The sequence below is a fragment of the Streptomyces sp. NBC_00385 genome, from assembly GCF_035917155.1.
GTDB lineage: Bacteria > Actinomycetota > Actinomycetes > Streptomycetales > Streptomycetaceae > Streptomyces > Streptomyces poriferorum.
Genome location: NZ_CP107951.1, coordinates 5,518,295 through 5,539,348 on the forward strand (window position 1 = coordinate 5,518,295; position 21,054 = coordinate 5,539,348).

The window sequence follows — 21,054 nt, forward strand, 5'->3', positions numbered from 1 at the left end:
GGCCGCCGAGGTGGTAGGCGCCTCACTCCGCCGCTGTTCGGCGCGCGCCCCCGCGGCACCACGTGGACGTGATGGCATGGCAGTTCGGGCAGAGGAGTCGAAGGTTCTCGGCGCGGTCATCGACCCAGTCGCCGTTGATGTGGTCCACCTCGAGAGTCAGGCGCCTGCCTTGCCAGCTCGGGCCAGTTCCACACCCCGCACACCGCTCAGGCACGCCGATTTCGGCGAGCGCTCGCCGTAGCAACGTGGCCTTCGTGCGGCCTTTGCGTTCGTGTTTGACCAAGACCTCGGCAGCGGGCTTGAGGGGCGTGGTGCCGGGTAGACCGCGCTGGTGCGCCTGGCCGAGAAAGTGTGAGGTCGTAAGCCCCATCTCGATGATCCACTCGCGCAGCAGAGCCCGCTGGCGCCGGTTGTCCGGAAGGCCGAGTCTCCTGAGCAGCTCAGCGACGGATCGAGAGGCTGCCACTGCTCCCTGCACAACGGATACCGCAGGACGCGTCACGTGGGCGTCAGGGTTGCAGCGCTGGAAGTGGGAGATGTCGATGCCGAAGTGGGCAAAGCGGTTGAGCAGGTACCTCTTCAGCCTGTTGTAGGGAGTTGTCCCGAAGAACGCTACGACCGCGTCGACATCGGCGCATTGCTCGGCCGCCTCGACCAGTCGCTCGCGGGTGTACGCACGCCTCTCGCTCATAGTCCAGCACCTGCTCGGCGCCCCTTGCCGCGGCCGCGGTAGGTGTCCGTCGTCGAGTGGCAATTGGGACAGAGTAGTCGCAAGTTCTCCAGTCGGTTGTCGCGCCACCTGCCGTTGATGTGGTCCACCTCCAAGGTCAGCGGATGGCCACACCACATCGGTTCCGTCCCGCAGTCGGCGCACCGCTCCGCAACGCCGAGCGCCGTCATCGCGACTTTGAGCCGGGCGCCGGGAACGCGGCGTGCATGAGGTGAATTGTCCTGGACCAGTAGTTCCTGAGGTGTGCGGCGACGCTGCTTGACACCTGCTCGTGAGGGCTTCACGAAGTGGGAGGTGTCGAGGCCGTACGACTTGATCCGGCGGCTGATGTTGGTGTGGTGTCCGCCAACCATCTCGAGACCGAGACGCTGTACTACCTCATGCACGCTTCTCGACGCAGCGACCACGGGCTCGAGGACGTCTTTGGTCCAGCGAGCCCCCTCGCGTTCGAAATGCCCGGTATTCACCCCCATTTTCCGCATCCGTTCCCGGAGGTAGCCCCGGGTGCGGCTCTTCGGGTCGACCCCCAGTTTCGGCAATGCCTCAGATAACGTCCGTGACGATGAGACGGCCTTCGAGAGCCGCTCGCGGGTGTAAGGGCTGGCTGGCACGTTCCCCTCCGCATCCGGCCGCCCGTTCGCGGCCTCGTACGGAGTAACGAACCGTTTATCGGAGAGTCACGTCCGATATCCGACAAGATGCGGAATGGCCCGCCCCGCTTCGGCGGCAACCGAAGCGGGGCGGGCCATTCCGTCATGCGGGACAGGACGGGTCAGAACTTCGGGTCCGGCGTCTGGGCCGCGACCAGTTCCTCCGCCTCCGCGCTCGTCTCCACCGACGGGGGCGAGCCCGCCAGCGGCTTGTTCGCGGTCTCCTTCATGCAGGCCACCGCGATCACACCGACCAGCGCCGCCGCCATCGCGTAGTACGCCGGCATCAGGTTGCTGCCCGACCAGCTGATCAGGGCCGTGATGACCAGCGGGGTCGTACCGCCGAAGATCGACGCCGACAGGTTGTAGCCCACCGACAGGGATCCGTAGCGGACGTTCGTCGGGAACAGGGCCGGGAGCGCCGCGGACATCGTGCCGAGCATGCAGACCAGGGAGAGGCCCAGCATCAGCATGCCGATCGTGATGGCCGGGATGCTGCCCTGGCGGATCAGGAGGAAGGCGGGGAGGGAGAGGACCAGGAAGCCGATCATGCCCGTCATGAGGAGGGGCTTGCGGCCGAAGTGGTCCGAGAGCTTGCCGACCTGGCTGATGATCAGCATCAGGAAGACCATGACGGCGAGCAGGATCAGCAGGCCGTGGGTCTCGCTGTAGCCGAGTTCGTCGGAGAGGTACGTCGGCATGTACGACAGCAGCATGTAGTCGGTGATGTTGTACGCGCCGACCAGGCAGATGCAGAGGATCAGCGTCGGCCAGTAGTTGCGGAAGATCTTGGCGAGGTCGCCCTTGGCGGTGGTCTCGACGCCGTCCGCCGCCTCGGTGGCGTGTGCGGTGCCGCCCTCCAGCTTCTGGAAGGCGGGGGTCTCGTCGAGGCGCAGTCGCAGGTAGAGGCCGACGAGGCCGAGGGGGCCGGCGACGAGGAAGGGGATGCGCCAGCCCCAGGCTTCCATCTGGGTGTCGTTGAGCAGGGCGTAGAGCGCGGTGACGAGGCCGGCGGCGCCGACGTATCCGGCGAGGGTGCCGAATTCGAGGAAGCTGCCGAAGTAGCCGCGTCGTTTGTCGGGGGCGTACTCGGCGATGAAGGTGGACGCGCCGCCGTACTCGCCGCCGGTCGAGAAGCCCTGGAGCATCCGGAAGAGGATGAGGAGGATGGGGGCCCCGACGCCGATGGTGTCGTGGGAGGGGATGACGCCGATGGCGAAGGTGCCGACCGCCATCAGGATCATGGTGAGGGCGAGGACCTTCTTGCGGCCGATCTTGTCGCCCATGGGGCCGAAGAACATGCCGCCGAGGGGTCGCACGAGGAAGGCCACGGCGAAGGTGGCGAAGGAGGAGAGGAGCTGGGTGGTGTCGTTCCCGGAGGGGAAGAAGACATGGCCCAGGGTGGCTGCCAGGTAGGAGTAGATACCGAAGTCGAACCACTCCATGGCGTTACCGAGTGACGCCGCCTTGACCGCGCGCTTGACCGCCTGGTCGTCCGTGATGGTGATGTCCGTCCGGCGCAGCTTGGGGTTCTGGCGCTTTCGGATGGCACGGAAGAGGGCGGGGTGGCGTTTGACCGCTTCGGGGTCGGCCGCCTGGTGGGGGTCGGAGGCCGCCATGGCCGGGTCCTTTCCTCGGTGGGTGTTCCAGGAAAGGCTTCTGCGCGGTCATGGCGGTTGCAAACCGATTCGCCCGTGGATTGGGATGTCCATCACATGTTTCGGCCGTTCGGCCCAATCCGCGGGGGGTTTTGGCCAGTTTGGCCTTCGCTCAGATGCCGAGGTCCTTGATGATCTTGGCGACGTGGCCGGTGGCGCGCACGTTGTAGAAGGCGTGCTCGACCTTGCCGTTCTCGTCGACGACGATCGTGGAGCGGATGACGCCCATCACCGTTTTGCCGTAGTTCTGCTTCTCGCCGAAGGCGCCGTAGGCCTCCAGGGTCTCCTTGGCGGGGTCGCCGACCAGGGTGACCTTGAGGTTCTCCTCGTCGCGGAATTTCGCGAGTTTCTCCGGCTTGTCGGGGGAGACGCCGATGACGTCGTACCCGGCGGCGGTGAGGAGGTCGAGGTTGTCGGTGAAGTCGCAGGCCTGCTTGGTGCAGCCGGGGGTAAGCGCACGCGGGTAGAAGTAGACGATGACCTTGCGGCCCTTGTGGTCCGCGAGCGAGACGTCGTTCCCGTCGGCGTCGGGGAGGGTGAAGGCGGGGGCGGTGTCGCCGGGCTTGAGTCGCTCGCTCATGGTTCTCCTCGTTGGTACGTGGGGTGTACGGGACCGAGCGTAATAGGGGTGCCGCCGGGTGCGGGAGCGGTCGAGCTGACAGACTGTCGATGAAGGTTTACCGGACGAGGACCACGGAGGCGGCGCAGTGTCGGATGCCAGGACCCCTGCGCAGATCGAGGCGGACATCATCAGCAGGCGCGACCAGCTCGCGGTGGTGCTCGATGAGATCGGGGTGCGGGTGCACCCGAAGACGATCGTTGGTGACGCGAAGGCGAAGGCGGCCGAGGCCGTGGACCGGACGGCCGGGCGGGCGTTCGTCGCGGTGAACCGGACGGTGTCGGACGTGAAGGCGCAGTTCGTGTCGGAGGACGGTGCGCCGCGTCTGGAGCGGGTGATTCCGGCGGCGTTGCTCGTGGTGGGTGTGGTGGGTCTGGTCGTCGTGTCGGGGCGGCGCGGGAAGCGTTGACCGTTCCCGGCGGCATCTCACGACCCCCGAGGGCGTGCGCTCGCCTCGCGGCCGGGTAGGTTGCGGGGCGTGAGCGAGAACAGCGACGACAAGCTGCCCATCCGGATGCTGCACGACCGTGTGCTGGTCCGGTCCGATTCGCCCGAGGGTGAGCGGCGTTCCGGCGGCGGCATTCTGATTCCGGCGACGGCTGCGGTCGGGCGCCGGCTGGGGTGGGCCGTGGTGGTCGCGGTGGGGCAGAACGTGCGGACGGTGGAGCCGGGGGACCGGGTGCTGTACGACCCCGAGGACCGTGCCGAGGTGGAGGTGCGGGGCGTGGCGTATGTGCTGATGCGGGAGCGGGATCTGCATGCGGTGGCCGCGGACCGGTTCGAGGGTTCGGTGGATTCGACCGGCCTGTATCTGTAGTCCCGATGGTGGCGTGTGAGGCCTGGTGACCGTTGTCACCAGGCCTTTTGCCTGTTCTTTGCTACGGTGGTGGGACCCCGACGAGACGCGCCGTACCGGGTTTCCGTAAAGACGACGCACCCGTGTTGTTCGTGTGTTCTGTCGTCGGAGGTGCCGTCATGGCGTGGGTTCTGTTGGTGGTCGCGGGTCTGCTGGAAGTGGCCTGGTCGATCGGGATGAAGTACACCGAGGGGTTCACCCGGCTGTGGCCGAGTGTGTTCACGGGGCTGGGGATCGTGGCGAGCATGCTGTTGCTGTCGCATGCGGCGCGGACGTTGCCGATCGGTACGGCGTACGGGGTGTGGGTCGGTATCGGTGCGGCGGGTGCGGCGGTGCTGGGCATGGTGGTGCTGCATGAGCCGGTGACGGCGGCCCGGATCTTCTTCGTGTGTCTGCTGTTGGTGGCTGTGGTGGGGCTGAAGGCGACTTCGGGTCACTGACGTCACGGACGGACGGCGGCGGGGGCGCGGGTGCCGCGGGCGCCTTCGAGGAGGCCTCCGCCGCTGTTGTCTGCGCCGCCGTTGTCGTTTCCGCCGTTGTTCCCGCCGCCGTCGTCCTCGCCGCCTGTGGTGCCTCCGTCGGGGCCGCCGGTGTCCGTGCCGCCGTTCGTGAAGCCGCCGATGGGGTTGTCGGTGGTGCCGGGGGTGGTCTCCGGGGCGGACGGGGTGGTGGGCGGGGCGCTGGAGGACGTGGTGGGTGCGGTGTTGGAGGGGGTTCGGGAGGGCTGTCCGGTGGTGCCGGGCGCGGTGTCCTCGTCGCTGGGGAGTTCGGTCTCGTCGGTGCCGCGTTCCAGGTCGAGGCGGAAGTTGGCGACGGGGGTGCCGCGCAGGGCGGTGCGGGTGTACTGGGCCCAGGTCTGGGCGGGGGCGCCGCCGCCGTTGATGCGGGGCAGGCCGAGTGCTCCGTAGAGGGATTTCTGGGCGCCGGTGTCGGGGTCCTGGCCCATGACGGCGATGACGGTGGCGAGGTCGGGGGTGTAGCCGGCGAACCAGGCGGCCCTGTCCTCCTCGGCGGTGCCGGTCTTTCCGGCGGAGGGGCGGCCGGAGCCCTGGGCGGCGGTGCCGGTGCCGCCGTCGACGACGCTCCGGAGGATCGACGTGGTGGTGTCGGCGGCTTCGCGGGTGACGGTCTGCTTGGTGGTGCGGTCGGGGAGCTTGACGCTCTCGCCGTCCTTGGTGACCTGGTCGACGAGGACGTGGTCGCCGTGCCTGCCGTGGTCGGCGAGGGTGGCGTAGGCCTCGGTCATGTCGAGGACGCTGGCGGTGGAGGGGCCGAGGGCGATCGACGGTGATGCGGTGAGGTCGGGGGTGTCCTTCGGGATGCCGAGGTCGATGGCGGTGGTGCGTACCTTCTCGGGGCCGACGTCTTCGGCCATCTGTGCGTAGACGGCGTTGACGGACTTGTCGGTGGCGGTGCGGACGGTGATGGGGCCGTAGCTGACGTCGTCCTCGTTGGCCGGGTCGTACCCGGTGGGTCCGTCGGGTCCCTGGACCATGCGTTTGTTGGTGCCGTCGTAGATGGTGCTGGGTGTGATGCGGCGGCCGTCCTGGGTGGTGGAGCGGTTGGCGACGGCGGAGGTGAAGACGAACGGTTTGAAGGTGGAGCCGACCTGATAGTCGCGGCGGGTCGCGTTGTTGACGTACTGCCGGGTGTAGTCGATGCCGCCGTACATGGCGAGGACGCGGCCGGTGGCGGGGTCGATGGAGGCGCCGCCGACGCGGACGTTGCGGTCGGCCTTGTTCTTCTTGCTGGTCTTGGACATGACGTTGTCGTCGACGGCTTCGACGAGGGCGTCCTGTTTCTTCTTCTCCAGGGTGGTGGTGATGCGGTAGCCGCGGGTGGCGAGGGTCTTCTCGTCGAGGATGTCCTTCTGGATCAGGTAGTCCTCGACGGCCTGGACGATGTAGCCGCGCTGTCCGGAGAGGCTGTTGGCGGGCTTGACGGGTCCGGGCAGGGGGAAGGTGAGGGCGGCGCGTTCGCCGGCGCCGAGCCATTCCTCCTTGACCATGCCGTCGAGTACGTAGTTCCAGCGGGCGAGGGCCGCGGGCTTGTTCTCGGGGTGGGTGATGACGTCGTAGGCGCTGGGGGCGTTGAGCAGGGAGGCGAGGTAGGCGCCTTCGGCGGTGGTGATGTCGCCGATGTCCTTGCTGTAGTAGGCCTGGGCGGCGGCCTGGATGCCGTAGGCGTTGCGGCCGAAGTAGCTGGTGTTGAGGTAGCCCTCGAAGATCTGGTCCTTGGTCTCCTCGCGGTTGAGCTTGATCGCGATGAAGAATTCCTTGATCTTGCGGACGATCGTCTGTTCCTGGCCCAGGTAGTAGTTCTTGACGTACTGCTGGGTGATGGTGGAGCCGCCCTGTTTGCCCTTGCCGGTGAGGGTGTTCCAGCCGGCCCGGACCATCGCCTTGATGTCGACGGCGCGTTCGGAGTAGAAGTCGCGGTCCTCGGCGGCGAGCACGGCGTGCTGGACGGTGAGGGGGACCTGGGCGAGTCTGACGTTCTCCCGGTTCACCTCGCCGTCGCGGGCGATGACGCTGCCGTCCTTGTAGAGGTAGACGTTGGACTGGGCGGTGGCGCTGGCGTTGGCGGGCGGGATCTCGACGAGTTGGTAGCCGGCGATGAATCCGCCGATCAGGACCAGTGCGATGAGGACGACGGCGCCGAGGACCATGCGCCAGGTGGGGATGGCGCGGCGCCAGCCGGTGCGTTTGGGGCGCTTGGGCTTCTTCTGCTTGCCCGCGCCCTTGGCCGGGGTGCCCTGTTCCGCGGGGGCGGCAGCGTCGGCAGACAGGTCCCTGGGGGTCCAGCCCGGGTCTGCCGGGTCCCCGTTCGGCTGCTGTGGCTCGTCGCTCATGTCGGTGCAGACTCCTCGGCCGCGGTCAGTTCCCCCATACTGCACTTTTCTGCGGAATAACCATCGGATCGACCTCGGAAAAGCGGTCGCGGCGGTTCCCCCGGCTGGACTAGGCTCCTGCGCTTTGGTGTCCGCGCACGGCGGGGCACCCCGATCGTGGGGGGTGGTTGTGGTGCGGCTCTATGCCGTGGTGGCGGCGGGCGGGTTCCGGCGCTATGCCACGTACCGGATCGAGACGGCCGCGGGGGTGTTCACCAACACCGTCTTCGGTTTCATTCTGGCGTACACGTATGCGGCGCTGTGGGACGAGCGTCCGCAGCTCGGCGGGTACGACATGTCGCAGGCGCTCACGTATGTGTGGCTGGGCCAGGCGCTGCTGATGACGTGCGTGATGATGGGCGGCGGCTTCGAGGACGAGCTGATCGAGCGGATCCGTACGGGTGATATCGCGGTCGATCTCTACCGGCCGGTCGATCTTCAACTGTGGTGGCTGGCGGGTGATTTGGGTCGAGCGGCGTTTCATCTGCTGGGGCGTGGCATCGTGCCGATGATCTTCGGCTCGCTCGCCTTCGATCTGGCGATGCCCGGGTCGCCGGGGATCTGGGTGGCCTTCCTGGTCGCGGTGGCGCTGGGTGTCGTGGTGAGTTTCGCGATCCGCTATCTGGTGGCGCTGTCGGCGTTCTGGCTGCTGGACGGGGCTGGGGCGGCGCAGATGTCGTTCCTGGCGGGGATGTTCTTCTCGGGGATGCTGCTGCCGCTGAACGTGTTCCCGGGGGTGCTGGGCGAGGTGGCGCGGGCGTTGCCGTGGTCGGCGCTGCTCCAGGTGCCGGCGGACGTGTTCCTCGGGAAGCACACGGGCTGGGGTCTGGTGCGGGTGTACGCGTTCCAGGCGAGCTGGGCGCTGGTGCTGCTGCTGGCGGGGCGGCTGTTGCAGTCGGTGGCGACGCGGAGGGTGGTGGTTCAGGGTGGCTGAGTCGGTGGACGTGGCCGTGAGGGAGGAGCCCGGGGCGGTGTTCGTCCCGCGGTCGCGGGTGGTCGAGGGAGTGCGGGCGTACGGGCTGATCGTGGCGATGTGGCTGCGCTCGACGATGGCGTACCGGACGTCGTTCGTGCTGACGACGTTCGGGAACTTCGCGGCGACGGCGTTCGACTTCGTCGCGATCCTGCTGATGTTCTCCCACGTCGACGTGCTGGGCGGTTACACGCTGCCGGAGATCGCCCTGTTGTACGGGTCCGCGGGTACGGCGTTCGGGCTGGCGGATCTGCTGATGGGGTCGATGGACCGGCTGGGCCGGCGGGTGCGGGACGGCACGCTGGACACGTTGCTGGTGCGGCCGGTGCCGGTGCTCGCGCAGGTGGCGGCGGACCGGTTCGCGCTGCGCAGGCTGGGGCGGGTGTCGCAGGGGGCGCTGGTGTTCGGTTATGCGCTGGTGACGCTGGACATCGACTGGACGGTGGCGAAGGTGCTGATGGTGCCGTTGATGCTGCTGAGCGGTGCGGCGATCTTCGCCGCGGTGTTCGTGGCCGGGGCGGCGTTCCAGTTCGTGGCGCAGGACGCCTCGCAGGTGCAGAACTCCTTCACGTACGGAGGCGCCACGCTGCTCCAGTACCCGCCGACGGTCTTCGCGACGGATTTGGTGCGCGGGGTGACGTTCGTCGTCCCGCTGGCCTTCGTGAACTGGCTGCCGGCGCTGTATGTGCTGGGCCGGGACTATCCGCTGGGCCTGCCGGAATGGGTGGCGTTCCTGCCGCCGCTGGTGGCGGGTGCGTGCTGGGCGGTCGCGGGCCTGGCGTGGCGGGCGGGGCTGCGGGCGTACCGGAGTACGGGAAGTTGACGCGGGGCGAGCGGGAAGAGGCGACGGACATGGGTGTGCGCGTGGACACGGATACGGACTTCATCGAGCTCGACGGGGTCGAGAAGGTTTTCGACGTCCGTCGCAGGACGGGTTTCCTGCGCAGTGAACGGCGGGAGGTGCGGGCCGTCGACGGGATCAGTTTCCGGGTGGGGCGCGGTGAGATGGTCGGTTACATCGGCCCGAACGGGGCGGGGAAGTCGACGACGATCAAGATGCTGACCGGGATCCTCACCCCGAGTGCCGGTTCGCTGCGGGTGGCGGGCATCGATCCGTCCCGGGAGCGTACGAGGCTGGCGCAGCGCATCGGTGTGGTCTTCGGGCAGCGCACCACGCTGTGGTGGGACCTGCCGCTGCGTGACTCGTACCGGCTGATGCACCGGATGTACCGGATTCCCGATGACCGCTTCCGGGTCAACATGGACCGTTGTATCGAACTCCTCGATCTGGCGGCGCTGTTGGATGTGCCGGTGCGTCAGTTGTCTTTGGGGCAGCGGATGCGGGGCGATATCGCGGCGGCGCTGCTGCATGATCCGGAGGTGTTGTACCTGGATGAGCCGACGATCGGTCTCGATGTGGTGTCGAAGGCCAAGGTGCGTGGTTTTCTGCGGGACTTGAACGCGGAGCGCGGTACGACGGTGCTGCTCACCACTCACGATCTGACCGATATCGAGCAGCTGTGCAAGCGGGTGATGGTGATCGACCACGGGCGTCTGATGTATGACGGCGCGCTTGCCGGGCTGCATGAGGTGGGGGAGAGCGAGCGGATGCTCGTGGTGGATCTGGAGCGTGAACTCCCGCCGATCGTGCTGGAGTCGGAGCACTCGGTGCGCACGGTGAAGGTCGAGGGGGTGCGGCAGTGGCTGGCGTTCCCGGCGTCCGCGTCGGCGGCGCCGCTGGTGGCGCGGATCGCCGCGGAGTACCCGTTGATGGATCTTTCCGTGCGGGAGCCGGACATCGAGGCCGTGATCGCGAAGATGTACGCGTCGGCCTCCGGCCTGTAGTGCGGTGACGGGAGCGGACTCGTTCAATAGGCTGCTCGGTATGACAAGCGAACTTCCGGAGATGCGTGCCTCCGATGCCGAGCGTGAACGGGTCGCCGAGGTTCTGCGCGAGGCGGTGGCCGAGGGCCGTCTGCAGATGGAGGAGTTCGAGCAGCGGCTCGACGCCACGTACAAGGCCCGCACGCACGGTGAGCTCGAACCGCTCGTCCGTGATCTGCCCGCTCCCGGCGGCGGGGCCGTGGCGCCGGTCGTCGCGGGGCAGCGGCCCCGGACGGGTTCGCTGGCCCGCTGGTCGGACCGGGTCGGCAAGCCAGCCACGTCGAAGGGCGCTTTCGCGTTCTGGGGCGGGTTCTCCCGCCGGGGGAACTGGACGATCAGCCGGGTGTTCACCGCGTTCGCGATGTGGGGCGGCGGAGAGATCGATCTGCGCGAGGCGAACTTCGAGGACGGCGAGGTGGTCGTCCGTTGCTTCGCGATCATGGGTGGCATGCAGGTGACGGTGCCGCCGGATCTGAACGTCGAGGTCCGCGGGATCGGCATCATGGGCGGTTTCGGGGAGCACACGAAGGACGACGGGTTCCCCGCACCCGATGCTCCCCGGGTGCGGGTCACCGGCCTGGCGCTGATGGGCGGCGTCGGTGTGGAGCGTAAGCGGAGCAAGGCGGAGAAGCAGCGCGAGCGCGACGCCGAGAGGCAGCGGCTGAGCGACGCCGAGCGTCCGCGGCTGGAGAAGGGTGACGGAGACCGGCCTTAGGGGGTCTTTCCTACAGCGCGTCCGACGACGGCTGGGCGCGCAGCAGGGAGGCCACGTCGGCCAGGGAGCCCAGGCGCTGGTAGCCGGCGTCGTTCAGGTGGAGGTGGTCGCCGGAGTCGTACGCGGGCAGCAGCCGGTTGGGTCGCGACGGGTCCTGGACCGCGCGGTCGAAGTCGAGGACCTCGTCGAAGACTCCGCCGGCCCGGATCGCCGCGTTGACCTGTGCGCGTACGGCGTTCCGGGCGGGGGTCCAGTTGCCCTGGCCCTCGTACGGCATCAGGGTCGCGCCGATGACCCGTAGCCCGCGGGCGTGGGCGCGTTCGGTCAGGGTGCGCAGGGCGTCCGTGATCCGTGCGGGGTCGCCTTCCTGCGGGAAGGCCTGGATGTCGTTGATGCCAAGGGCGATGACGACGGTCTTCACCCCGGTGACGGCCAGGACGTCACGGTCGAACCGGTCGAGGGCGCGCGGGCCGACGTCGTTGAGGAGAATGCGGTTGCCGCCGATGCCCTGGTTCACGACCGCGTACCGGCCGGCCAGCCGGTCGGCGAGGACGTCGGGCCAGCGGCTGTTCGCGTCGGTGGTGGAGCCGCTGCCCGCGGTGAGCGAGTCGCCGAACGCCACGAGCGTGCCGGTGGCGGCCCTGCCCCGCACGTCGACCGCGGTGAGGTAGCGCCAGTCGGTGGTGGGCCTGGTTCCCTGGGGGCCCTCGGTGGAGGACGTCTGGTGGCTGTTGGGGTGGACGGTGACCGGGCCCCGGGCGGTGGGGGTGCGCAGGGTGACCACGAGATCGGCGTCGGCCGCGACCGGGACGACGACGGGGTCGCTGATGATCTGTCCTCCGGCGGCGATCGTCACGTAGGCGGCGTTGCGGAACGTCACCGGGACCGCGTTCACGGTGACGTGGTCGACGAGCAGCGGCTGCGTACCGAAGAGGTTGGAGAGGGTGATGCGGGCCGCGTCGCCGCCGATGCTGGTGTGCACGACGTTACGGATGGTGCGCAGGCTCGGGTCCGGGCCCTGCTCCGGGTCGGTCGCGCCGAGGACGGGCGCCGCCGCCCAGGTGGCGAGCCAGAGGCCGGTGGAGCGAGCCGGGGCGGCGGGGGTGCGGGTCACGCCCTGCGGGCCCGCGGCGGCCACGGCCTTGGCCCGGGGCTCGGAGAACAGCAGGGAGCCGGTGAACGCCACGAGGGCGGCGAGCGCGGCGGTGCCCACCAGGAGGGCTATGAGCAGGGCGGATCCCTGGCGCCTGGGCATGGACGGTGTGTCTCCTCATTCGTTTGTGTGCCGGACCCATGATGCGGCAGGGCTCGGGGAACTCGACGTGCGGCCCGGGAGTAGGTCAGGTAGGCACAATGCGTACGGGGCGCCGGGGGCGACGGTTACGCGGACGGGTGGAGCGGATGGAACGGATCGAAGGCACGGCCGAGGACGCGGCGGCCGGCACGGCGGACACCGGCACGGGCGCGGGCCCGGGCGGCCCCGGGGAGGGGCCGGAGCGACGGACGGGGCCCCGTCCGTCGGCGTCCCTCGCCTCGTTCGCGTACACGGCCGCAGACGAGGAGAAGCGTCGTGGCGTACGCCGTATGAAGACCACGGCCACCGGCCTCCTTCTGTTGGTCGCGCTGGTGTACGTCCTCGCCACCTGGGCGAAGAACGAGGGGGTGGGCGGCTGGCCGGGCTTCGTCGCAGCGGCCGCCGAGGCGGGGATGGTGGGTGCGCTGGCCGACTGGTTCGCGGTCACCGCTCTCTTCAAGCGTCCGCTCGGACTGCCGATTCCGCACACCGCCATCATTCCCAGCAAGAAGGACCAGCTTGGGGCCTCGCTCGGTTCCTTTGTGGGCGAGAACTTTCTGTCGGGCGGCGTCGTCCGTGACCGGATCCACTCCCTCGCCATCGGCGGCCGGGTGGGTGCCTGGCTCGCGGAGCCGGAGCACGCGGACCGGGTCACGGCCGAGCTGGCGACCGCGCTGCGGGGTGCGCTCACCGTGCTCCGTGACGCGGATGTGCAGGCGGTGGTCGGTGAGGCGATCACCCGGAGGGCGAACGCGGCGGAGGTCGGCCCGGGTCTCGGCAAGATGCTGGAGAAGGTCGTCGCGGACGGGGGCCACCGCAAGGTCGTGGACCTGGTCTGTGTGCGGGCGCACGACTGGCTGGTGCAGCACGGCGACTCGGTGATGGACGCGGTGCAGGGCGGTGCGCCGGGCTGGACCCCGCGGTTCGTGGACAAGCGGGTGGGCGAGCGGGTCTACAAGGAACTGCTGCGGTTCGTCACGGAGATGCGTGACATGCCCGGGCACCCGGCGCGCGGCTCGATCGGCACGTTCCTGACGGACTTCGCGGCCGACCTCCAGACGGATTCGGAGACCAGGGCCCGGGTGGAGCGGCTGAAGTCGGAGATCCTGGGGCGCGGCGAGGTCCAGGACGTCATCGCGTCCGCCTGGTCGTCCGTGCGGCAGATGGTGATCGCGGCCGCGGAGGACGAGCGGAGCGAGCTGCGGCTGCGGGCCCGCGCCTCGCTGATGTCGCTGGGCGCCAGGCTGGCGACGGACGGGCGGCTCCAGGCGAAGGTGGAGGGCTGGCTGGAGGACGCTGCGGTGTATGTCGTGACGACGTACCGGGCGGAGATCACGTCGCTGATCAGCGACACGGTGGCCGGCTGGGACGCGGACCAGACGTCGAAGAAGATCGAGGCCCACATCGGGCGTGACCTGCAGTTCATCCGGATCAACGGCACGGTGGTGGGTGCGCTGGCGGGACTGGCGATCTATTCGGTGTCCCGGGCGTTCGGCGCGTGAGAGGCGCCCGGGAGGCGCGTGAGCGGTTCCTGGGAGCGGGGCGCCTCAGGTTGGCCTGAAACCGGTCCTCCGGGGGCCGGGTGCGTATCCGCCCTGTCGATTCGTTCGGATACGCACCCGGGTTACGCGGGGGAGTGCCCATCAGTACGCGCGCCGGGCCGCCCGTGTTCACGCCGTGCCGAAAAAGTCTCCGCTCAGGCGGCGCGGCGCGTGACGGCCCAGGACGCGGCGGCCACGGTGCCCGCCACGGTGAACACCGCGGGCCAGGCGCCGACCTTCTTGGCCAGCGGGTGCGATCCCGCGAAGGCGGCCACATAGGCGGTGGTCAGGGCGACGGCGGCCCGCGGTCCGGCCTGTCGGTTCCACTCGTACGCGGCGACGCCTCCCGCGGCGGCGAGCGCGACCCCGCCCAGCGGCCGCTTCCTGGTCCACCGGGCGACGGCGTAGCCGCCGACCAGTCCGCCCGCCGCCACCGCCGCTGCCGGAACCTTCGCCATCGCAGCCACCTCAGCCTTCTCGTAGATCGTCACCGGACCTGCGGCGTATCCGCCCGTACCGGCTCTCGGATCCGAGGCTAACGCGGCGTTCCGGCATCCCGTCGCCGAGGGGGTGCACAAGCGTTTACCCTGAGGGTGAACAAACGTGCACCCCTCTGTCTCTGCCCTCCCTCCGGCAGCCGAGCACCGTACGGAGACACATGCCCGCGGACCTGCCCGACCCAGCCACCCCCGCGCCTTCCGGCGTCCGGCCCCCGCACCCCCGCTTCGCGGTCGGTGTGCTGGCCTTCTGCGGGGTCGTCGTCGCCGTCATGCAGACGATCGTCGTGCCGCTGCTCCCGCACATCCCCGAGCTGACCGGCGCCACCCCCGCCGCCGCGAGCTGGCTGGTCACCGTCACGCTCCTCACCGGTGCGGTCTTCACCCCGGTCCTCGGCCGGGTCGGTGACATGTACGGCAAGCGCCGGGTGCTGGTGGCCTCGCTCGCGGTCCTGGTCGTGGGTTCGGTGCTGTGCGCGGTCAGCTCCCACATCGGGGTACTGATCACCGGCCGTGCCCTGCAAGGGGCCGCGATCGCGGTCGTGCCGCTGGGCATCAGCATCCTGCGCGACGAGCTGCCGCCCGAGCGCGTCCTGTCCGCCGTCGCCCTGATGAGCTCGACGCTCGGCATCGGCGCCGCGATCGGTCTGCCCGTCGCCGCGCTCGTGGTGGAGAACTTCGACTGGCACACGATGTTCTGGGTCTCCGGCCTGATCGGCCTCATCGACATCGCTCTGGTGCTGCGCTGCGTACCGGAATCCCCGCTGCGCAGCCGCGGCCGCTTCGACGCGGTCGGCGCGCTGGGCCTGTCGGCCGCCCTCGTCTGTCTGCTGCTCGCGGTCACCCAGGGCGCCGACTGGGGCTGGGGCTCCGTCCGCACGGTCGGCCTGCTCGCGACCGCGGTGGTCGTGGCGCTGCTCTGGGGCGCGTACGAGCTCCGCGTGACGACACCCATGGTCGACCTGAGGGTCTCGGCGCGCCCGGCCGTCCTGCTGACCAACGTCGCCGCCCTGCTGATCGGCTTCGCGTTCTACGCGAACTCGCTGGTCACCGCGCAGATGGTGCAGGAGCCGAAGTCCACGGGGTACGGGCTCGGCGCCTCGCTCGTCGTCAGCGGACTGTGCCTGCTGCCGGGCGGCGTGGCGATGGTCGCGCTGTCACCCGTCTCGGCCCGGATATCGGCCAAGCACGGCCCGAAGGTCAGCCTCGCGCTCGCCGCCGGGGTCATCGCCGTCGGCTACGGGGTGCGGTACTTCACCAGCCACAGCCTGTGGCTGATCATCGCGGGCGCCACGGTCGTCGCCTCGGGTACGGCCATCGCGTACTCGGCCCTGCCCGCCCTCGTGATGCGAGGAGTCCCGGCCAGTGAGACCGGCGCGGCGAACGGTCTGAACACCCTCATGCGCTCGATCGGCCAGGCCTTCTGCAGTGCGACGGTCGCCGCGGTCCTGGCCAACATCACGTTCCGGGCGGGCGGCAGGACGGCTCCGACGCTCCACGCGTACCAGCTGGTCTTCGTCATCGCGGCGGGCGCGGCACTCGCCGCCCTGGCCGTGACGCTGTTCCTGCCGGGCCGGAGGCCGGCCGGGGCGGGTACGGTCGAGGAGAGCCGCAAGGCACCGGACACCCGCAGGAGGAGTGTGCGGACCGAAGAACTCCAGGAGGGCGCATGACCGGCGGCCAGGCCAATGCGGCAGCCTCCGTCGCCCCTGTCGCCCCCGCGGAGGCGGGCAGCGGCCGGGACGCGATCCTGCTCGCCGCGCGGCGGGCGTTCACCCAGCGCCCGTACGCCGAGGTGACGATCCGCAAGATCGCCGCGGATGCCGGGGTGAGCCCGTCCCTCGTGGTCAAGCACTTCGGCCGCAAGGAGGAACTCTTCAACACCGTGGCCGACTTCGGCCCGGCGGCCGCGGAACTCTTCGACGCGCCGCTGGATTCCCTGGGCCGCCACATGGTCGTCACCCTGGTGACGCACCGCCGCACCCTCAAGTCGGATCCCCTCCTGCGCGTTGTGTTCTCCCTCGGCAACCAGGACGAGCGCTCCCTGCTCCGCGACCGTTTCCACGAACAGGTCACCGCCGCCCTGACCGCCCGCCTCCCCGGCCACGACCGCGCCCTGCGTGCCGAACTCCTGGCCGGCCACCTCCTGGGCCTCGGCGCGACGCTCAGCCTCCACCGCGAGGGCGCGGGCGCGCTCGCCACCCCGGAACGCATCGCCGACCTCTACGCCCCCGCGCTCCAGAAGCTGATCACGGGCTGATCACCGGCGCGGCACGGCAGGGCAGGGCGGTATGGTCTGGGCCAACCGACGAGGGGGGCCTCACATGTCTGTTCGCGTCCGCATCCGTATGTCCACGGCCGCATTGGCGATGACGGCCGCGCTGGTGGGGGCCCTGGCCGGCTGCACCGAGGCGAGTACGTCACAGGGCCCCGGGGACGATGTCCCGTACGTGGCGCCCTCGGCGAACGCGTCGGCGGTGAACAAGGAGATCGAGCAGGACGAGGCCGCGTCGGCGGCCGACGCGGAGGCCTCGGAGGCGGCCGCGGCGAACGCGGCACAGGAGGAGGCCATCAACAGGCCTCAGGAGGTACGCGACGCCTTCGCCGGCCTCCAGGCCACGTACCAGGACGGCTGCGCACCCGGGGACGGCAACTGCGCCTACTTCCTCGGCCGGGTGAACGACGAACTGAACGGCCTGGACAAGTCGATGAAGGCCGACGCCGGCGGGCCGAACCACTTCAAGGAGCCGATGGCCTGGATCAGCGCACTGCGCACCACGCTGGCCGGTGACACCTCCACGGCCAGTCTGGAGGAGCACCGCAAGCAACTGCTCGGCACGCGCGACCGCATCAACACCTGGATGCAGGGCCACCCGGAGGACTACCGCTGACGAGCTGCGGCGCGCACGTCTCCGCGTACCTCCCAGCCCGCCGCAGGCGCCCCGCCCCTGCACCTCGGTTACGCCAGCTCACGCTCCGCGACCACCTGGTCCCCGCTCAACTCACCGGTAGGACGGAAACCGAGCTTCCGGTAGAACTCCTCGGGCCCGTGCGCACCGGGCACGTACGTCACGGTCGTCCGCGTGCTTCCCCGCCCCCGCAGCTCGTCGTTGACGGCCTCGACGGCGAACCGCCCGTATCCGCGCCCCTGTTGCCCGGCGTCGATGTTCAGCCGCCAGAGCCCGGAACGAAACGGGTCGTCGGGCGTCCCGGGGGCGAACTGCACGCCGATGAAGGCCATCACGAAGCCCACGAACGTCTCGCCGTCGGCGATCAGCCGGGGCCACGCGATGTCGGGTGTGGTGTAGGCCTGGGCCAGCGACCAGGCGACGGGTTCGACGAGCTCGTTCTGGTCGGGCCGGACCGAGAGCGCGCAGGCTGCTTCGACGTTGTCGGAGGTGACCGGCACGAGCCGGAGCGATGAGGACATCCCGGCAACCTACATTCGGGCGCGGGAAGGCGCCTCGGAATTACGTCCCGAGGCGCCCCCGCAACGCGCCCGTCACCTGGCCGCGTTGCGCCAGACGGTCAGGTCGATCGTCATGTAGTCACTGGGCGAGTCGTCGGAGGAGTGGCCCTGGTACGTCAAGAGAGCCAGGTGCCCCGTACCCGTGATGACGCAGACCTGTCGCCCCTTGGTGAGCTTGTCCACACCGATCTCGTCGGCGAACCGGGTCTCCGCCCGGCAGATGTCCAACGACCCCTGCTGCCCCGGGTCGAGCAGGACGAGCTTCCCGCCTTCGGCCTCCGCCTGGAGGTAACCGCCGGAGTCGTAGGTGAGTTCGTACCCGGCATCCTCGCCGTCCTGCGGGCGGACGTCGTCGTCGCCCAGCGTCAGGTGGTAGCCCAGGGTGAGGTTGATGCCGGTGAAGTCGGCGGGTTCGGGGTCCACCGTCGTGGAAGGCATCGGATCCGTCGCGGCACCCGAGCTCCCGTCCTCGCCCTCCTCCTCCGCGGCGGGGGTCGGCGTCGAGCCGCTCTTCTTCGTGGGGGTGCTGCCGCCCTTGGGCGAGTCGCTGCTCTGCGACGACTTCCCGTCGTCCTTGAGCAGGAAGTACGCCGTTCCGCCGCCCGCGACGCCGACGACGAGCGCGACGGCGATGGCGATGGCGGCGACCCGGCCACCGCGGCGCTTGGCGGGCTGCGGCGCGGCGGGACCCTGGGGCGGAAGGTGCCCGGGGTGCGTCTGGGCCTGTGCCGGGTACGCGGCGGGGAACGGCGCCGGCGTGTGCGCCTGCGCGGCCGGTGTCTGCGCCGGATACGGGTGCTGCGGCGCCGGTGTCTGCGAAACCTGCGGGCTCTGCGAAACCGGCGGCACGTGGCCGGGCGGCGGCGTGACCGGCGGGCCGAACCCCGGAGGCGGCGTGCTCGGAGCCGCCGGGGCCGTGGGCGCATGGCCGGCCGACGGGGCAGCGGCCGGGGCGGCGGCCGGAGGCGGCGGGGTCTGGACGGGGGCCGGGGCCGCCGCCCGTACGGTGATGTCGGCGGCCACCGGGCTCGGCAGCCAGTCCTCGGGGCGCCGCAGCACCGTCTCCGCGTTCGCCGTCTGGCACAGCGCGATGACCTCGGCGACCGTGGGCCTGGCCTCCGCGTCCTTGGCGAGGCAACGGCTGACGAGCTCCATCAGCCGCTCCGGGACACCGGTGAGGTCCGGCTCCTCGTGGACGATCCGGTAGAGCACCCCGTGCGAGGTCCCCTCACCGAAGGCCGGTGAACCCGTGGCCGCGAACGCCGCGACCTGCCCCAGCGCGAAGATGTCGGTGGCCGGAGTGACCCGGCGCCCCGCGGCCTGCTCCGGGGCCATGAACGACGGGGTGCCGATGGTGACGCCGCTGCCGGTGAGCGAGGTCGCGTCGGCCGCGTACGCGATGCCGAAGTCGATGACGCGCGGACCGTCGGCGGCCAGCAGCACGTTCGACGGCTTGAGGTCGCGGTGCACGATGCCCGCCCCGTGGATGACGTGCAGCGCCTCCGCCATACCGGCGATCAGCAGCAGCACGGCCTCGACCGGCAGCGCCCCGTGGGCGACGACAGCGTCGGCGAGCGAGGGCCCCGGCACGTACGCGGTGGCGAGCCACGGCTGCGCACCGTTGGTGTCGGCGTCGATGACGGGCGCGGTGAACAGCCCCTGCACACGCTGTGCGGACTGCACCTCCTGCGCGAACCGGCGCCGGAACTCGGGGTCCTCGCCGAACTCGGGACGGATCACCTTGATGGCGACGGGCCGCCCGCCGGGCGTGTACGAGAGATACACCTTGCCCATGCCGCCCGCACCGAGCTTGGCGGCGAGCCGGTATCCGGCGATGGTGACCGGGTCGTCACCCGCCAGTGGCTGGAAGACCTGGGAGGCGCTGCCGCGCTGTGGCTGCTGACCGCTCATGAACTCATAACTCCCCCGGAGAGCAATGCTGTAGAGACGGAACCTTATCCAAATCCCGCCGGGCGCAGTACGTATGTTCCGGGCAGTTCGTACGTTCCTGCGGGCGGGTCTGTGACAATGCCGTTCATGCCGTCCCTGGTTGCCCCCGCGATCCCTTCAGGTGCCCTGGCCGTGACCGGTCACCCCACCCTGCCCGTGGGGGACGACGCGCGGCTGCGGCCCTGGCTGCTCACCGACGCCGCGGCGGTGCGAGAGGCGTTCCGAGATCCGGAGATCCAGCGGTGGCACGTACGCAGAGCCGACTCCGTGGCCGAGGCGGAAGGCTGGATCGCCGCGTGGCGGGGCGAGTGGGAGGCAGGTACCGGCGCGCACTGGGCACTCGTCGAGGCGGGCAGCGACGCGTTGCTGGGGCGGCTCTCCCTGAAGTCCTTCGACCTTCGGGACGGCACGACCGAACTCGCCTACTGGACGGTCCCGTCGGCGCGCGGGCGGGGGCTGTGCACCCGGGCGGTCAGGGTGGTGACGCGCTGGGCGATGGACGAGTGGGGCTTCCACCGGATCGAACTGGAGCACGCGACCGCCAACCGCGCGTCGTGCCGGGTGGCGCAGAAAGCGGGCTTCGAGGCAGAGGGCATCCGGCGCTCCGCGTGGCTGCAGGCGGACGGCCGGCACGACGCACATCTGCACGCCCGGGTCCGTCCCGGTGCCTGACACCGACCCGGCAGAGCGGACCGACTGTCCCTGCGGACAACGGACTTACCCGATGGACCCGGCGGTCCGGCTGAGGCATGATCGCGTGTTCGAGGGGCGGCAGGCTCGGCTCGCCCCGATAGGGAGGGAGACGGTCTGATGCGTATCGGCGCGAAGACCAAGGCGATCGGCACAGTCCTGGCGAGCGGTGTTCTCGTCCTCACGATGTCGACGGCGGCCTCGGCGGCCACGACCATCCCGGCGGCCAGCTACGGCTACGCCCAGTGGAACCCCAACCCGTCCGGTTCCACGCCCGGCGACGCGATGAGGGCCTGCGACAACAGCGCTGACGGTTACGGCGTCACGGCGAAGTTGATGAACTCGGATTACGTATGGATCCGAACCGTGACCACGGCGGGGCACAGCGCCAACTACTGCACCCCCTGGAAGGGCGGAGACCTGGACGAGGACGACAGGTTCCTCGTCTACACCTTCCGGACCAAGGGCGGCGAAGAGGTCATGATCGACTACAGGTCCGTCGGCGCCTCCTGACCGCTTGTCCCACGACACTGCCGGCCCTCGCCACACGGTGGGGGCCGCAGTGCTCCGGCGTGAACGGTCACCTGCGAGGGCCGGGAGCTCACCCCCGTGCGGAAGCCACCCTTCCCGTTGCGCGC

General features: G+C 70.0%; 22 protein-coding genes and 1 riboswitch. Of the genes, 13 read left to right on the forward strand and 9 right to left on the reverse strand.

The window, feature by feature from the left end; translation table 11 throughout:
• Positions 1-22: 22 nt before the first annotated feature.
• The 4 genes from OG959_RS24635 to bcp form a co-directional block, all read right to left on the reverse strand.
• Positions 23-691 (reverse strand): HNH endonuclease, encoded by a 669-nt coding sequence (locus OG959_RS24635; protein WP_326661782.1) that lies wholly within the window; start codon positions 689-691, stop codon positions 23-25.
• Positions 688-1,341 carry an HNH endonuclease gene (locus tag OG959_RS24640; RefSeq protein ID WP_326661783.1) on the reverse strand — a complete coding sequence of 218 codons (654 nt, stop codon included), beginning with the start codon at positions 1,339-1,341 and terminating at the stop codon, positions 688-690. Before OG959_RS24640 ends, OG959_RS24635 begins: the two co-directional genes overlap by 4 nt.
• A gap of 161 nt (positions 1,342-1,502) precedes the next feature.
• Positions 1,503-2,999 carry a glycine betaine/L-proline transporter ProP gene (proP, locus tag OG959_RS24645; RefSeq protein ID WP_326661785.1) on the reverse strand — a complete coding sequence of 499 codons (1,497 nt, stop codon included), beginning with the start codon at positions 2,997-2,999 and terminating at the stop codon, positions 1,503-1,505.
• Positions 3,000-3,150: 151 nt separating this feature from the next.
• A complete protein-coding gene (bcp, locus tag OG959_RS24650; RefSeq protein ID WP_219574234.1) occupies positions 3,151-3,618 on the reverse strand; it encodes a thioredoxin-dependent thiol peroxidase in 468 nt (155 codons plus the stop codon).
• 127 nt (positions 3,619-3,745) lie between these two features.
• Here bcp and OG959_RS24655 point away from each other — a divergent pair, with 127 nt between their 5' ends.
• From OG959_RS24655 to OG959_RS24665, 3 genes are all read left to right on the forward strand, one after another.
• Entirely contained in the window at positions 3,746-4,066 is a 321-nt protein-coding gene (locus OG959_RS24655) for a DUF3618 domain-containing protein (protein WP_326661788.1), read from the forward strand.
• A 69-nt stretch (positions 4,067-4,135) separates the two neighbouring features.
• Positions 4,136-4,474 carry a GroES family chaperonin gene (locus OG959_RS24660; protein ID WP_136325477.1) on the forward strand — a complete coding sequence of 113 codons (339 nt, stop codon included), beginning with the start codon at positions 4,136-4,138 and terminating at the stop codon, positions 4,472-4,474.
• A gap of 55 nt (positions 4,475-4,529) precedes the next feature.
• Positions 4,530-4,595, forward strand: a riboswitch (guanidine-III (ykkC-III) riboswitch).
• Positions 4,596-4,632: 37 nt separating this feature from the next.
• Positions 4,633-4,953, forward strand: coding sequence for a DMT family transporter (locus OG959_RS24665; RefSeq protein ID WP_018555875.1), 321 nt, complete (start codon positions 4,633-4,635; stop codon positions 4,951-4,953).
• A gap of 2 nt (positions 4,954-4,955) precedes the next feature.
• Here OG959_RS24665 and OG959_RS24670 read toward each other — a convergent pair whose 3' ends face one another.
• Positions 4,956-7,364 (reverse strand): transglycosylase domain-containing protein, encoded by a 2,409-nt coding sequence (locus tag OG959_RS24670; protein WP_326661790.1) that lies wholly within the window; start codon positions 7,362-7,364, stop codon positions 4,956-4,958.
• A gap of 172 nt (positions 7,365-7,536) precedes the next feature.
• Between OG959_RS24670 and OG959_RS24675 the strand changes: the two genes are divergently transcribed.
• The 4 genes from OG959_RS24675 to OG959_RS24690 all read left to right on the forward strand — a co-directional run bounded on the left by OG959_RS24675 (position 7,537) and on the right by OG959_RS24690 (position 10,975).
• Positions 7,537-8,337, forward strand: a complete 801-nt coding sequence (locus tag OG959_RS24675; protein ID WP_326666585.1) for an ABC transporter permease — start codon at positions 7,537-7,539, stop codon at positions 8,335-8,337.
• Positions 8,330-9,199 (forward strand): ABC transporter permease, encoded by an 870-nt coding sequence (locus OG959_RS24680; RefSeq protein ID WP_326661791.1) that lies wholly within the window; start codon positions 8,330-8,332, stop codon positions 9,197-9,199. The genes OG959_RS24675 and OG959_RS24680 overlap by 8 nt, the downstream gene beginning before the upstream one ends.
• Before the next feature lie 29 nt (positions 9,200-9,228).
• Positions 9,229-10,221: an ABC transporter ATP-binding protein gene (locus OG959_RS24685; protein ID WP_326661792.1), complete on the forward strand. Its 993-nt coding sequence runs from the start codon at positions 9,229-9,231 to the stop codon at positions 10,219-10,221.
• A 61-nt stretch (positions 10,222-10,282) separates the two neighbouring features.
• A complete protein-coding gene (locus OG959_RS24690; protein ID WP_442805756.1) occupies positions 10,283-10,975 on the forward strand; it encodes a DUF1707 SHOCT-like domain-containing protein in 693 nt (230 codons plus the stop codon).
• Between the two features lie 10 nt (positions 10,976-10,985).
• Here OG959_RS24690 and OG959_RS24695 read toward each other — a convergent pair whose 3' ends face one another.
• Positions 10,986-12,230, reverse strand: a complete 1,245-nt coding sequence (locus OG959_RS24695; RefSeq protein ID WP_326661795.1) for an SGNH/GDSL hydrolase family protein — start codon at positions 12,228-12,230, stop codon at positions 10,986-10,988.
• Between the two features lie 146 nt (positions 12,231-12,376).
• Between OG959_RS24695 and OG959_RS24700 the strand changes: the two genes are divergently transcribed.
• Positions 12,377-13,771, forward strand: coding sequence for a DUF445 domain-containing protein (locus tag OG959_RS24700; RefSeq protein ID WP_442805616.1), 1,395 nt, complete (start codon positions 12,377-12,379; stop codon positions 13,769-13,771).
• A 194-nt stretch (positions 13,772-13,965) separates the two neighbouring features.
• Here the strand turns inward: OG959_RS24700 and OG959_RS24705 are convergent, their stop codons facing one another.
• Positions 13,966-14,268 carry a hypothetical protein gene (locus OG959_RS24705; RefSeq protein WP_018517962.1) on the reverse strand — a complete coding sequence of 101 codons (303 nt, stop codon included), beginning with the start codon at positions 14,266-14,268 and terminating at the stop codon, positions 13,966-13,968.
• A gap of 200 nt (positions 14,269-14,468) precedes the next feature.
• Here OG959_RS24705 and OG959_RS24710 point away from each other — a divergent pair, with 200 nt between their 5' ends.
• The 3 genes from OG959_RS24710 (at position 14,469) to OG959_RS24720 (ending at position 17,198) form a co-directional block, all read left to right on the forward strand.
• Positions 14,469-15,980, forward strand: coding sequence for an MFS transporter (locus OG959_RS24710; protein WP_326661800.1), 1,512 nt, complete (start codon positions 14,469-14,471; stop codon positions 15,978-15,980).
• Positions 15,977-16,567, forward strand: a complete 591-nt coding sequence (locus OG959_RS24715; RefSeq protein ID WP_326661802.1) for a TetR/AcrR family transcriptional regulator — start codon at positions 15,977-15,979, stop codon at positions 16,565-16,567. The genes OG959_RS24710 and OG959_RS24715 overlap by 4 nt, the downstream gene beginning before the upstream one ends.
• Before the next feature lie 64 nt (positions 16,568-16,631).
• A complete protein-coding gene (locus tag OG959_RS24720) occupies positions 16,632-17,198 on the forward strand; it encodes a hypothetical protein (protein WP_326661805.1) in 567 nt (188 codons plus the stop codon).
• Positions 17,199-17,266: 68 nt separating this feature from the next.
• On the opposite strand, the gene OG959_RS24725 is transcribed toward OG959_RS24720, so the two are convergent.
• Together OG959_RS24725 and OG959_RS24730 are read right to left on the reverse strand one after the other, a co-directional pair.
• On the reverse strand, positions 17,267-17,737 hold the full coding sequence (locus OG959_RS24725) for a GNAT family N-acetyltransferase (protein ID WP_326661806.1): 471 nt from the start codon (positions 17,735-17,737) through the stop codon (positions 17,267-17,269).
• 72 nt (positions 17,738-17,809) lie between these two features.
• A complete protein-coding gene (locus OG959_RS24730; protein WP_326661808.1) occupies positions 17,810-19,687 on the reverse strand; it encodes a serine/threonine-protein kinase in 1,878 nt (625 codons plus the stop codon).
• Between the two features lie 126 nt (positions 19,688-19,813).
• Between OG959_RS24730 and OG959_RS24735 the strand changes: the two genes are divergently transcribed.
• Entirely contained in the window at positions 19,814-20,398 is a 585-nt protein-coding gene (locus tag OG959_RS24735; RefSeq protein WP_326661810.1) for a GNAT family N-acetyltransferase, read from the forward strand.
• A 138-nt stretch (positions 20,399-20,536) separates the two neighbouring features.
• Positions 20,537-20,929: a hypothetical protein gene (locus tag OG959_RS24740; protein WP_326661812.1), complete on the forward strand. Its 393-nt coding sequence runs from the start codon at positions 20,537-20,539 to the stop codon at positions 20,927-20,929.
• Positions 20,930-21,054: the final 125 nt, after the last annotated feature.

Coding starts and splice junctions, on each gene's coding strand:
- OG959_RS24685 (WP_326661792.1), top strand. CDS start 9,229: ATGGGTGTGCGCGTGGACACGGATACGGACTTCATCGAGCTCGACGGG.
- bcp (WP_219574234.1), bottom strand. CDS start 3,618: ATGAGCGAGCGACTCAAGCCCGGCGACACCGCCCCCGCCTTCACCCTC.
- OG959_RS24730 (WP_326661808.1), bottom strand. CDS start 19,687: ATGAGCGGTCAGCAGCCACAGCGCGGCAGCGCCTCCCAGGTCTTCCAG.
- OG959_RS24665 (WP_018555875.1), top strand. CDS start 4,633: ATGGCGTGGGTTCTGTTGGTGGTCGCGGGTCTGCTGGAAGTGGCCTGG.
- OG959_RS24710 (WP_326661800.1), top strand. CDS start 14,469: ATGCCCGCGGACCTGCCCGACCCAGCCACCCCCGCGCCTTCCGGCGTC.
- OG959_RS24715 (WP_326661802.1), top strand. CDS start 15,977: ATGACCGGCGGCCAGGCCAATGCGGCAGCCTCCGTCGCCCCTGTCGCC.
- OG959_RS24740 (WP_326661812.1), top strand. CDS start 20,537: ATGCGTATCGGCGCGAAGACCAAGGCGATCGGCACAGTCCTGGCGAGC.
- OG959_RS24700 (WP_442805616.1), top strand. CDS start 12,377: ATGGAACGGATCGAAGGCACGGCCGAGGACGCGGCGGCCGGCACGGCG.
- OG959_RS24695 (WP_326661795.1), bottom strand. CDS start 12,230: ATGCCCAGGCGCCAGGGATCCGCCCTGCTCATAGCCCTCCTGGTGGGC.
- OG959_RS24705 (WP_018517962.1), bottom strand. CDS start 14,268: ATGGCGAAGGTTCCGGCAGCGGCGGTGGCGGCGGGCGGACTGGTCGGC.
- OG959_RS24690 (WP_442805756.1), top strand. CDS start 10,283: ATGCGTGCCTCCGATGCCGAGCGTGAACGGGTCGCCGAGGTTCTGCGC.
- OG959_RS24635 (WP_326661782.1), bottom strand. CDS start 691: ATGAGCGAGAGGCGTGCGTACACCCGCGAGCGACTGGTCGAGGCGGCC.
- OG959_RS24720 (WP_326661805.1), top strand. CDS start 16,632: ATGTCTGTTCGCGTCCGCATCCGTATGTCCACGGCCGCATTGGCGATG.
- OG959_RS24670 (WP_326661790.1), bottom strand. CDS start 7,364: ATGAGCGACGAGCCACAGCAGCCGAACGGGGACCCGGCAGACCCGGGC.
- OG959_RS24735 (WP_326661810.1), top strand. CDS start 19,814: ATGCCGTCCCTGGTTGCCCCCGCGATCCCTTCAGGTGCCCTGGCCGTG.
- proP (WP_326661785.1), bottom strand. CDS start 2,999: ATGGCGGCCTCCGACCCCCACCAGGCGGCCGACCCCGAAGCGGTCAAA.
- OG959_RS24725 (WP_326661806.1), bottom strand. CDS start 17,737: ATGTCCTCATCGCTCCGGCTCGTGCCGGTCACCTCCGACAACGTCGAA.